12 protein-coding genes are annotated in these 11,962 nt (G+C 51.9%); 6 read left to right on the top strand and 6 right to left on the bottom strand.

The features are described from left to right. From P1P89_19820 to P1P89_19810, 3 genes are all read right to left on the bottom strand, one after another. Positions 1-284: hypothetical protein (locus tag P1P89_19820; GenBank protein MDF1593762.1), on the bottom strand; the 284-nt coding region annotated here is incomplete at its 3' end. A 555-nt stretch (positions 285-839) separates the two neighbouring features. Continuing rightward, positions 840-2,027 carry a hypothetical protein gene (locus P1P89_19815; protein MDF1593761.1) on the bottom strand — a complete coding sequence of 396 codons (1,188 nt, stop codon included), beginning with the start codon at positions 2,025-2,027 and terminating at the stop codon, positions 840-842. Continuing rightward, positions 1,993-2,973 (bottom strand): EamA family transporter, encoded by a 981-nt coding sequence (locus P1P89_19810; protein MDF1593760.1) that lies wholly within the window; start codon positions 2,971-2,973, stop codon positions 1,993-1,995. The genes P1P89_19815 and P1P89_19810 overlap by 35 nt, the downstream gene beginning before the upstream one ends. 120 nt (positions 2,974-3,093) lie before the next feature. Between P1P89_19810 and P1P89_19805 the strand changes: the two genes are divergently transcribed. After that, positions 3,094-4,206, top strand: a complete 1,113-nt coding sequence (locus tag P1P89_19805; GenBank protein MDF1593759.1) for a DUF362 domain-containing protein — start codon at positions 3,094-3,096, stop codon at positions 4,204-4,206. Positions 4,207-4,225: 19 nt separating this feature from the next. After that, a complete protein-coding gene (ssb, locus tag P1P89_19800) occupies positions 4,226-4,657 on the top strand; it encodes a single-stranded DNA-binding protein (protein MDF1593758.1) in 432 nt (143 codons plus the stop codon). A gap of 280 nt (positions 4,658-4,937) precedes the next feature. On the opposite strand, the gene tatA is transcribed toward ssb, so the two are convergent. Both tatA and P1P89_19790 read right to left on the bottom strand, forming a co-directional pair. Continuing rightward, a complete protein-coding gene (tatA, locus tag P1P89_19795; protein ID MDF1593757.1) occupies positions 4,938-5,132 on the bottom strand; it encodes a twin-arginine translocase TatA/TatE family subunit in 195 nt (64 codons plus the stop codon). Positions 5,133-5,141: 9 nt separating this feature from the next. Then, on the bottom strand, positions 5,142-5,555 hold the full coding sequence (locus tag P1P89_19790) for a hypothetical protein (protein MDF1593756.1): 414 nt from the start codon (positions 5,553-5,555) through the stop codon (positions 5,142-5,144). 285 nt (positions 5,556-5,840) lie between these two features. Here P1P89_19790 and P1P89_19785 point away from each other — a divergent pair, with 285 nt between their 5' ends. The 3 genes from P1P89_19785 to P1P89_19775 all read left to right on the top strand — a co-directional run bounded on the left by P1P89_19785 (position 5,841) and on the right by P1P89_19775 (position 9,229). Then, on the top strand, positions 5,841-6,911 hold the full coding sequence (locus tag P1P89_19785; protein ID MDF1593755.1) for a hypothetical protein: 1,071 nt from the start codon (positions 5,841-5,843) through the stop codon (positions 6,909-6,911). Positions 6,912-7,156: 245 nt separating this feature from the next. Beyond that, positions 7,157-8,011 (top strand): MoxR family ATPase, encoded by an 855-nt coding sequence (locus tag P1P89_19780; protein ID MDF1593754.1) that lies wholly within the window; start codon positions 7,157-7,159, stop codon positions 8,009-8,011. A gap of 27 nt (positions 8,012-8,038) precedes the next feature. Beyond that, a complete protein-coding gene (locus tag P1P89_19775; protein MDF1593753.1) occupies positions 8,039-9,229 on the top strand; it encodes a hypothetical protein in 1,191 nt (396 codons plus the stop codon). 24 nt (positions 9,230-9,253) lie between these two features. On the opposite strand, the gene P1P89_19770 is transcribed toward P1P89_19775, so the two are convergent. Further along, the gene (locus P1P89_19770) at positions 9,254-10,213 is read right to left on the bottom strand and encodes a sulfite exporter TauE/SafE family protein (protein MDF1593752.1); all 960 of its coding nucleotides are present in this window, start codon (positions 10,211-10,213) and stop codon (positions 9,254-9,256) included. A gap of 195 nt (positions 10,214-10,408) precedes the next feature. Here P1P89_19770 and P1P89_19765 point away from each other — a divergent pair, with 195 nt between their 5' ends. Beyond that, the gene (locus tag P1P89_19765) at positions 10,409-11,509 is read left to right on the top strand and encodes a TOBE domain-containing protein (GenBank protein MDF1593751.1); all 1,101 of its coding nucleotides are present in this window, start codon (positions 10,409-10,411) and stop codon (positions 11,507-11,509) included. Positions 11,510-11,962 lie beyond the last annotated feature (453 nt).

Here is an 11,962-nt window from a genome sequence, read left to right as displayed (position 1 = left end):
GTGGCAAATACCGTATAGCCGTCGGCCGGCTGCAGGGACGCCTGCAGCATCCCCTTGGTGCCGCCGCCGCCGGAAAGGTTGGTAACCACCACAGGCACTTTCAGCAGCGGCTTCATGCCTTCCACCACGGCCCGGGCGGCCGTGTCGCTGCCGCCGCCCACCCCAAAGGGCACAATAATCTCGATGCCTCTTTCAGGGTACTCGGCTGCAACCGCCTGCCAGTTGCCGGAAAGCAGCAGGCCGGCAAACAACAATCCCATCACCATCACTTTTACGTTTTTCATAGTCCCTTCCTCCTCTTCGATAATTCTTGTAAGATTAGTTGATACGTCAACCCATATGAAAAGCAGATCTGAAAATGACTCTGCAAACAGCTGCAACTCCGGACTGTCACGGAATCCATTTGTCCGGATCAACAAACGGCCTGAAAAGCCAAATTGCCGGGCAATTCTGCTGTTCTTAATTATTTTGTCGCGTGTGTGGTTGAAACTATTGGATGTGTTGTATCTATGCCTGCAGGCTGTAGGGAATATACAACGTCATGACAACATGATGTCATATGAAAAAAAGTATAGCAGACGTTGTTGCGCGGAATGGACGGATCAGTTCGTGCAGGCTCCCTTGTTAATCTCCATTAAAAGGTTAAATGTTAAGGAATAAAACAGACTAAAAATATCAATTAAAACTAGCGCCTGTCAACATGATATTTTGTTGCTTCATTAAAAAGGCAGTTGTTCCGGCGATGGGCGGCGTACAAAATAACGTTCCGTTTTGTCGCCGCACCTCTCCGTTATAACAGGCAGCACCCGCGGGATGTCCGGCGAGTTGAAAATAATCGTCTATGGGATCTTGCCCGTCAGCAGGCTAACCTTGATCCCTCCCAGGGGTAGCATATGAGGGGTTGATCTGAACGGGACCTTATGGACCAGGGCTGCCCTGGGTGCAATCAGGGCAAATTTCCACCCCCGGTATTCTTTTTTCAACCACAGACAGACAGCCGTGAAGAGGGCGTCGCTTTCCTGACGGGATCCCATGCGGCGGCCAAAGGGTGGATTGAGCGCGATCAGTCCCGTCCGATCCGTTAATTCCTTTGGCGAGAAATCAAAAAAATTCCGGGTGGAAACGGCAACCACACCTGCCAGCCCATGTCGGGAAAAGTTCTCTTTCAGGGTGCTTACCGCTTGTTCGTCCCGGTCCGAGGCAAAAATAGCAGGGGTGGTTACGTGTCTGAACATTATTTCAGCCCGGCGTCGCAGATGCTTCCAGCGTCCGGGTTGAAACGACGGCCAGTTCATGAATGCAAAGGCCCTGTACCAGCCCGGGGGAATCTGTTGCGCCATCAGGGCGGCCTCAAGAGAAAACGATCCGGAGCCGCACATGGGGTCTATGAGGGGTTCAGCGCCGGTGTACCCGGCCAGCATCAGGGCGGCGGCGGCAATGGTTTCGCGCAGCGGCGCCCTTGCAGCATGGGATTTAATGCCCCGTTTGTGAAGCAGTTCCCCGCTGCTGTCGATGGAAAGGGTAAAGTCGTTTTGGGACACCCGCACAAAGATTTGCCGGATATCGGCAGGGGCCGGGCAGGGTTCTTGGGGGAATATGTTTTGGGCAAAACGAAAAGAGATGCTTTCCTGAACGCGTTCGGCAATGGCATCTTTGTGATACAGTCGGGATTGTCGCGATGTTGCATGAATTTGGATTGTTGCGCCTGGGTGCAGGTAAAGTTCCCACGGGATGTCCCGCAGGTTTTTTTCAAGCTGTCGAAAATCGGCGGCATGGAAAGAGCGGATGCGCATGAGGACGCGATTGGCCGAGCGCAGGTTAAGGTTGGCCAGGTAACAATCCGGAAGGTGGCCGCTAAACTCAACACCGCCTTCAACAGCCGCGATATGAATTTGGGGGAGCAAAAAAGACTTCAGCTCGTCCCGGCAAACCATTTCAAGTCCCGGTGCAGTCGCCGCAAAAAACCGGTGCTCCCGTCCGGTCAGATGCCGTTTAATCCGTTTCTGCAGGGGTGTCGATGGCGTCACTGTTTACCAGCTTTCCGCGCTTGCGAATCACGTCGGGCGCGTTTTTATCAAAAGATTGTTCGATCTGCAGGAGAATGACGGCTGCAATGACCATGAGTCCGCCGATGATTTGAAGCGGGGTCATGATTTCTTTTAAAAAAACAAAGGACAGCACGCCGGCGGTTATCGGCTCCAGAGTGGCGGTAATGCTGGCGCGGGTGGAACGTATCAGGTTGATGCCTTTAAAATAAAAACCAAAAGGCAAAAGCGTCCCCAGCAGGCTGATATACCCGATCCAGCCCCATTGCAGGGGGGCATAACGGCGCAGAAAAGCGCCGAAAGGCGGCTGCAGGATGTTCCAGACGACAGCGCCGAAAAGCAGTGCGAAAAACAACACCGTCCAGGGATGGTACCGGCGCATGCCATATTCGCCCTGGAGCGAATACCAGGCAAAGGCAAGCGCTGAAAGAAAGCCGCTGATAACGCCCAGGTGGTTCATGGCGAACATGTTGAAATCATACGCACCCACCACGAGGTAGCAACCGCTGAAGGCGCCGACAAGCGCCAGAACCGTCGTCCGGCCCAAGCGGTCGCGGGTAACGGCAACCGTGTAGAGGGCAATAAAGCCCGGCGCGAGGTACTGCAGCAAAATGGCGGCGGCGACATGAATTTTACTGATGCTGAACAGATAGGTAAATTGAACGGCAGCCATGGCGCCGCTGCCCAGAATAATAAAATAGCCGATGTCGCGGGTGGCTATCTTAAGACGTGCGGGAGAGTGGAGCAGAAGCCAGGCCAGCAAAACGGCGGCGGCTATTGTCAGGCGAAGCTGTACCAGTTCAAATGGAGATATCCCGGTGCTGAACAGAAACTTGGCTGCTGAACCTGAAACCGCCCACAGCAGGGCCGCCATAACCACATACAGATACCCCCGTTTCTGGGAGATAATAAACGATTGAGACTGCATATCATAAACATAAAATGAAAAAAATTAGGGTTTGTCTTGATTAAGTCCGTTAAAAATAATATGGATGCGGGTATTTAACAGCCGCCAATAAATTTGTAAATCGGTTTTCCTGTATCCTATATGTCAAAAGTTGTTTTTAGACAATCTACATATCAATACGACATTTTAAAGCCTATAGTCTATGAAATGATGGAGGCCTTGGGCGGCGATGTCTTTGACGGCAAGCCCCGGGTATTGATCAAGCCGAACCTGCTATCTCCCGCCGGACCCGAACGGGCCGTACTGACCCATCCGCTGGTGGTCCGGGCGGTGGCGGAATACGTGCTTTCCAAGGGGGGGCAGCCCCAAATATCGGACAGCCCGGCCCTGGGTTCCTTTGAAAAACTTCTCAAGGAAGGCGGTTATTCACAGGCATTTCAAGGACTTGACGTTTCTTTTAAACCGCTGGAAGAATCGATCCGGGTGGATATCGGCGAGCCCTTTGGGCGCATTGAAATCGCCAGGGACGTGATGGAAGCGGATGTGGTGGTGAACCTCGCCAAGTTAAAGACGCATTCGCAGATGCTGCTAACCCTGGGGGTTAAGAACCTGTTCGGCTGCATCGTGGGGTTGCGCAAGCCGGAGTGGCACTTGCGGGCCGGTGTGGACCGGGAAGTGTTCGCACGGCTGCTGGTTCAAATATACAATGCCATACAGCCGGCGGTGACCATCGTTGACGGTATTTTGGCTTTGGAAGGCCAGGGACCGGGCAAAAGCGGAACGCCGCGGCGGCTCGATGTGTTGGTGGGCAGCCGCAGCGGCATCGAAGCGGACCGGGCGATTTGCCGGATGCTGGGCATGGAACCGGATATGCTCTTGACGAACAAGGCCGCCGACAACATGGGACTGGCCAGCAAAGATGTCTACATTAATGGCGACTTTCACATCATCCATGATTTTAAGATGCCGGTCCTGGGGGCGGTTACATTCGGCCCCCCTCTGCTGCAAACGGTTATCCGCAAGCACCTGGTCCAGCGGCCGGTTGTGGATGATAAGCTCTGCCGGCGCTGTGCGGAATGCCGGCAGTACTGCCCGGCCCAGGCCATATCCTTTAAGCGGGGCAAGATGGTTTTTGATTATGACCGCTGTATCCGCTGTTACTGCTGCGCAGAAATCTGCCCCGACGGCGCAATCCGGGCGGTGGAAACCCTGCCCGGAAAAATCATACGGAGTTTGTCAAAAATTAAGAATTAACACAACAAAGAGGTGAATCATGGCAGGTATCAATAAGGTTATTTTGGTCGGCAGGCTAGGCAATGATCCTGAAGTCCGATACACCCAAGACGGAAGTGCGGTGGCCAGTTTCAGTATCGCGACATCCGACGAGTGGAAGGACAAAGAAACCGGGGACAAAAAAGAGCGCACGGAATGGCATCGGATCGTAGCCTGGCGCAAGCTGGGTGAAATTTGCGGCGAATACCTTTCAAAAGGACGCCAGGTTTATGTTGAAGGGAAACTTCAGACGCGATCGTGGGAAAAAGATGGCGTTACACGTTATACAACCGAAATAGTCGCATCCGATGTCCAGTTTTTAGGCGGCCGCGAATCGGGTGCTGCAAGCGCCCAGAATCAATACGGGGCCAAGGAAACGGATGCAGGCGGGCCATCGGGTTCCGGACCCCAGGATGACGACATTCCTTTTTAGGTTTCAAGCTGTCAGGGGATGAAAGCCGAGGAACACCCGGCGAGGGTTTTGCAAAGGACTTCCCTCAAGACCTTTGCGAAACATTTTCTTATGCTCAATTTCGGCGCCGGCCCTGTGGCGCACGGAGCCTATTTCTCCACGGTCAGGCCTGAACTTCAAACCGTCTGGAGAGAATTGCCCCTCACAGACGGTTTTTTCTGCGACAGTCTTATTCAATTGACAAGGTTAATCCCGGCGGGGCGGAATCGCCCATCGTTGCTATAAAGTTTAGCCTGGGAAATCAGGTCGGTTCAATCGGTTTATTGTCATCTTTTATCTTGTCAGGGTCCTTTTTGTCCGGTTCTGTTGTGGCGCCCTTAAAGTTTCGGATGGCCTTGCCCATGCCGGCGCCGATTTCGGGGAGTTTGCCGGCCCCGAAAATGATCAGTATTATTACCAGAATGATAATCAGTTCAGGCATTCCAATTCCAAACATGATAGCCTCCTATGGATCGGGGGTGGTTTGCTTCATCTCTCGCAGAAGCTTTAAAAACTCTTTTGATTTTAAAAAACTGTCAAGGGAACTCTGATAATCTATCCATGTCTTCCAGACGGCCAGCCAGGCATCGTTGTGCCAGTAACGGTCCGGGTCACCCCCTCCTTTGAGCCGTTCGATAAAGTCGATATATTCTTCGGAGCAGCTTTCACAAAAGCGGTAAGGAATTCTTGGATTGGGATCCCTGATAATGGTCCCTTCCCGGGTCGTACTCATCTGAGTACCGCATTTCTCACACTTATAAGCGCAGTGGGTGCATTGGAAAACTTTCTGAACAGCTGAAATTTTTCTCCTTCTGATGATATCAGCTTTTTTGTCCTTGGTAAGCCGGAGCTTATCCTCAATGGATATAATATCAGCCATACTCCCCTAATGGCGCCAATCTCTACACTGACGGTTTTGAATCCAAACAGCATTATATTAAATTATATTTTAAAGTTAAGGCCAATATAACACCAGGCAAATGGCGTGTCAATCATTTAGCAGACTGTTGGAAAACTGCATTTGCGGCCGTTATGCGGCGTTGCGCGGTCCTTGCCAATGCTCATATCCCTTGTAATGGAACATCAATCATGTTAATTGGCTTTTTAATTATTTGTCGCCGTTTCACCGACAAATAACCAATTCATATAAAGGAATCTTTTTATTATGTCGAAGCCTTTTAAGCCGAACTGCCTGCCGACACTGATCGGCAGCCTTCCGCTGAACGACCACAAAGAGGCCTGCGAGCTTGTCTTTGAACATGTTCCGGATATTCCCATCTGGGTGCAGTTGCCGGTATTTAAAGAAGAGGGCATGCTGCGGCAGTTTCTGCCGGGGATGCCGGGGTTTGCCCTGGAGCAGGAAAAGGCCTATATCAACAAGGCCGGTGAAAGTTTTGATGCAGAAGCACTCGCGTTTTATGAGGAGTATATGGCCGTCGAAGCGGGCGAGAAGGCACTGTCGGAATCGCGCTTCAAATTGACGCCTGAAACGGCAAAAGGTTTTTTTACACTGCTGGACAGGCTGAAACGCATTGAGGGAATACCGGTCGCCGTCAAGGGGCAGATCACGGGGCCCATTACCTTCACCACCGGCGTCAGCGACCAGGATGGCCGGGCCATTTTTTATGACGATCAGCTGCGGGATGCGGCCGTTAAACTGCTGGCGCTCAAAGCCCGATGGCAAGTCCGGGAGTTCAAGGCGCTGGGGTGTCCGGTGATCATGTTTTTTGACGAACCGTCCCTGGCCGGGTTTGGTTCTTCTGAATTCATCAGTATTTCACGGGAAGATATCGCCGCCTGTCTGGGCGAGGTCATCGCTGCCGTTCATGCGGAAGGGGGGCTTGCCGGGGTGCATGTCTGTGCCAACACGGACTGGTCGCTGCTGCTGGAATCGGATGTCGATATCATTAATTTTGATGCGTACGCATATTTTGACCGCTTCATACTGTATGCGCAGCAGATCAGGCGGTTCATCAGTCCCGGCCGCATACTGGCCTGGGGGATTGTGCCGACGTTCAATAAAGAAGACATTGAAAAGGAAACCGTTGATTCACTGATGCAAGCCTGGCAGGAAAAAACCGGGCAGATAGAAGCCCTCGGAATCGACCGAAAGACGATCCTGGCGCAATCGGTGATAACACCGAGCTGCGGCGCCGGGTCGCTGAGTCTTGCGTCGGCCCGCAAGGTGCTCTCGCTGACCAGGCAGCTGTCGGACCGGATCAGGCTTCAATTATAAACTTTTTTGATCGTTACCGCCAGGTTTATAAGGCATGGATATGAAATAAAAATCCCTCCTTGCCTCACTTTGGCAAAGCAGCTCGACATGCGCTGTTCGGCCCTGAGTCATTCGACCCTGAGGCTCATGACCGAAGGGCTCACAGCCGAAGGGCTCGCCGAATGTGGGGAATAATGCCCCTCTTTGGAAAAGAGGGGTTTGGGGAGATTTTCCAGTAACAGTAAATATGGAAGGATGAGATTTATATGGCGAACATGAAAACACAACGGAATTTTAAGGGCGCAACCCGCTATGTGCTGGACGACGAGCTGGCCGGGATTGTCAATATTTCCATGGCGCTGGAAATGCCGCTGCTTCTAAAGGGCGAGCCGGGCACCGGTAAAACCATGCTGGCGCATTCCATTGCCGAAAGCCTGCGGATGCCCCTGATTGTCTTGAACGTAAAATCCAGCATGAAGCTGATCGATGCGCTCTACCAGTATGACACCCTGACGCGGTTGAATGACAGCCGTTTCGGCGACTCCAACAGGGATGTCAGCAATATCGAGGAATATATCAAAATGGGCAAGATCGGGCAGGCGTTTACTTCGGAAGAACGCACCGTCCTGCTCATCGATGAAATCGACAAGGCAGACACCGATTTTCAGGATGACATGCTGGATGTGCTGGACCAGATGGAATTCGATATTATCGAAATCGACAAGCGCATCGGGGCCAAAAAGCGTCCGGTGATCATCATCACTTCCAATGCCAAGAAAGATCTGTCCGACCCGTTCCTGGGCCGATGCAATTTTCATCACATTGCCTTTCCGGACCCTAAGATGATGCGCAAAATTATTTCGGTCCATTTTCCGGATATCGATTCCGATCTGGCCGAGAATGCCGTCACTGCATTTTATAAACTGCGGCAGATAGAGAATATTGAGAAAAAACCGGCCACCCGGGAGCTGCTCAACTGGATCCGGGCACTGGCGGCAGACCCCGACTTTAAACCCAAACAGCTGCCCAAGGGGGAGCTGCCGTTTCTGGGCGTGCTGTTTAAAAAGAGCCAGGACTACGAAAGGGCCGCCCATATCGTCAGCTACCGTAAAACCTTTTAACCTTGGACCATTCCTGAAGCGACAGTTATGTTCATCGATTTTTTTTATAAGTTACGGGAGGCGGGGATTCAGGTCAGTCCCACTTCCTTTTTAACGCTGCAAAAAGCGCTGGGTTTCGGCCTGGTGAACTCGCTGGATGAGTTTTACAGGGCCTCCCGAACGATACTGGTTAAGAGTGAGCGCTATTTTGATCGCTTTGACCAGGTGTTTGCCCACTACTTTGAAGGGGCTGAAATGCCGGCCTATGAAGAATTTGATTTCGATGAAATGACGCGGATCATGCTCGAAGAGTGGCTGCGAAACCCGCAGGGTCTGGCCGATGCCCTGGGTGTGGATGAATCCACTTTAAACAAGCTCAACCCGGAAGAACTGATCGATTATTTCAAGGAACGGCTCAAGGAGCAGAAAGAGCGCCACGACGGCGGCGCAAAGTGGATCGGAACCGCAGGCACCTCGCCGGTGGGCCATTCCGGGTATCATCCCAACGGGATGCGCGTGGGGGGCGTGTCGCGCAACAAGTCCGCCGTCAAGGTTGCCCTGGAGCGGCGCTATAAGGATTATTCCCTGAGCGGACCGCTGACCCAGGCCATGGTGGGGGAGGCGTTAAAACGGCTGCGTCACATGATGCCTACCGGGCCGAGGGATCAGCTCAACATCGATGCCACTATTTATCAGACCATGAAGAACGCCGGTGAAATTGAAATTGTTTTTGACCGCAGTCTGCGGGACCGGCTGAAGGTCATTCTCGCCATCGACAACGGGGGCTGGTCCATGGATCCCTACATCCGGGTGGTGCAAACCCTTTTTGATTATGCCAGGGCCCAGTTCAAAGATCTGAAAACGTATTATTTCCACAATACCATCTACGATGTTCTGTGGGAAGATCCGGCCAGACGCAAAAAACCGAAGATGCTGGAAGAATTTACCCGCATGGACCCGGAAACGCGCCTGGTGGTGCTGGGCGATGCCAGCATGGCGCCCTATGAACTGATGGCCACCGATGGCTCCATCTATGTTGGTGACCGCAGTTCCATGCCCAGCATCGAACGGCTGCATTTTCTGGCTAAAATATTCAAGCACAGCGTCTGGCTGAACCCCGTATCCATACAGCGCTGGGATTACACCCATACCATCCGGCTTATCCGCCAGATTTTTCCCATGTACGAACTCTCCATTGACGGGCTGGAAGGCGCCGTGGAGCATCTGAAGGTAAAATAGCGCTACGTTTTTGAAGCGTCCGTCTTATAGACCGAAAAAGGCCGCGCCATATTTAATAGCCGTAAAGACGATGATACCCGCGAGCATCCATTTGATAATCCCGGCCGGAACAAACTTCTGGCAGCGCGCGCCCAGATACATGCCGGCCATTCCACCGATTCCGAACAGAATTCCCAATAACCAGTCCGGCGCTACCGACATGTTGGGATAAAAGGGGGCGATGGCCTGATAGAAGGCAACCCCCGCTACCGACGTAACAAAAGTCCCCATGAGCGCGGCCCCGGCAACGGTATAAACCGGAAGATGAAAGAAAGTCACAAAAAAAGGAGCAATGATGGCACCGCCGCCGATGCCGTATATGCCGCCAACGATACCGACAATGAAGCTGAGAGCCAATATGCCCCAGAAGGGAACATCAAACTGTTCATCGTAAAAGGTATAGCCGAGCCGCTTCCGATTAAAATGGGTGACCCTAACGGCCGGCAACGTACCTTGAGCGGCATCCGGTCCGGCAGCCTTCCGGCGAAAGCTGCGCACCAGTTCCTGGAAGCGTTCCTCACTGGCGGATTTGTCCTTACCCCCCGAATTCTTTCGCAGCAGGTCGCGGACCATCTTAAGGCCGATATACAGCAGCACACCGGCTGCGAACAGTTTAAAATGCTTCGGGTCGGGGAGGTAGGCAATTCGAACGAAAGCGCCGATGAATACCCCCGGCAGGGTGCCGGCCACCACCACCCAGGTCAGGGGCCAGACCATGCGGCCTTCCCGGTAGTATCGGTAAACCCCGCTGGGGATGGCGACAATGTTGAACAATTGGTTGGTGGCGCTGACGGAAGGGTTGGTGTATCCCAGAAACGACATCTGGAAGGGGAGCAGCAGGAAGGCACCGGAGACACCCCCCATGGAGGTGAAAAACGAAATGACGAACGCTACCAGGGGCGGTATCCAAAGGGCGACTTCGATTCCGGCGGTTTCAAAAAACATGATGAACCTCCTGATAAAAAGGAGATATTTTGAGTTGACAATAGTAACACGAAAATAATATGTTTCGTGTTACTATAACAATGGTATTGAAAGTTTGTCAAGGGTGAATACGCCGCTTCCCTAAAATTTTCGAATGTGGTAAAAAAATAAAGAAAAACATCAGATTTTCTGACTGACTGCCCGGGGAAAATGATTGTGGCAAAAAAACCAAATACGCAACAGTCCGATTCAGAATCGATTGCGGAGCGGACCGGTCACGGCCGCATCCTGATTGTGCCTAAAGGCAGCCGCTTTCTGGATACGCGTCAACTGGGCCGGTTGGAACAGTCCTTTCGCGACTGGGTTGAGAACACGACGCGGGGGGATGTGCACCGGTCGCGCAAGCGGATTTTACTTATATTCCTGCTGATTCGCTACACCGGGGCCAAGCTGAACGAAGTGCTGGCTCTGAATCCGTTTCTGGACATCGATTTTGACCGGCATATGATAATATTGGGCAATCCGGCCGCCGGTCGTGATCGAACAAAACGGGAAGTTCAGATATCGGAAGTGCTTTCCGAAGATATCCGGACTGCACTGGCGGAACCCGCATTCAAAAAGTCCTTAAGCAATCTTTTCAATGTGGACCCCGGCCATGTCCGCCGCAAGTTTTATGAGCGTGCTGCTGCCTGCGGTTTTCCAAAAGCGCTGGGCGCTCCGGATGTTGTTCGAAAATCCCGCGCCGTGGAGCTGATGCAGAGCAACATGCCGCTTCCGGCGGTTCAGAGGATTTTAGGCCATTCAACTCCGAACCTGACCAGTTCTTATGTTACGTTTTCGGATGATGATATCCGCGTTGTAACCCGTCACTTCATGGAAAAGGAATCCCGCCGGAGAACCAGCGCCCGCAATACGTTTTTTGGCAAAATCCGCGCGATCCGCAGGGGCGATATCCAGGCCATGGTGGAACTGACCACCATCGGCGGGGATTTGATCACGACGGTCATTACCAAAGACAGCCTTTCGCGGCTTGGCCTGAAAGAAGGAACCCTGATTACGGCCGAAGTCAAAGCACCCTGGGTGGTTCTTTTCAAAGGAAATCGGGAGCCAGACATATCAGCCGACAACCGGTTTCGCGGGACCATCGACCGTATTGTTACAGGCGCGGTTAACACCGAATACGTGGTTCGTATCGCCGACGGAACCGAGTTGTGCTCTCTGGTCACCAGCGAGAGCAGCCGTCGGCTTGATCTTCACGTGAACGATCCGGTCTGGGCTGTTTTCAACAGTTTTTCCGTTGTCCTGCACGTCGATTGACTATAGATCGAAGTTCATCTTTAATACAAAATTTGCTCGGGAACGGAGAGAACGGTATTGAGTTTTTTGCGGCTGTTTTCAGTTGTTCTCGGTTAAACGCTTGATGCAGCGATCAACCGGAAGTTGAATGCCTTCTGTTAAGCCGTGTCATCTAATGGATATTTCCGATACATGTGATTGGGCGACCGGATATTATTTACCCGTTTTGGCAAAGTTCCATATCGAGTTATCATTCAGATCTCTGAATGATAAATATATTTATTTCTATTACTTATTATAAAAATTTTTTTTATTTCTTGCCTGGCACATTACTTGCTGAAAACCATTTGATAAACTGGGGACTAAGGGACCACTCATTTATTAAATAACATTAAACAGGGCTAACTAAATCAATTTAAAAATATCAACTTAAGCATGAAAGCGCCTGTAAATAAAAGTCATACAATAATCAGA

The organism is Desulfobacterales bacterium, from assembly GCA_029211065.1.
Taxonomy (GTDB): Bacteria; Desulfobacterota; Desulfobacteria; order Desulfobacterales; family JARGFK01; genus JARGFK01.
The sequence above is the reverse complement of the archived record's forward strand: the minus strand, read 5'-3'. Positions and strand labels throughout refer to the sequence as shown.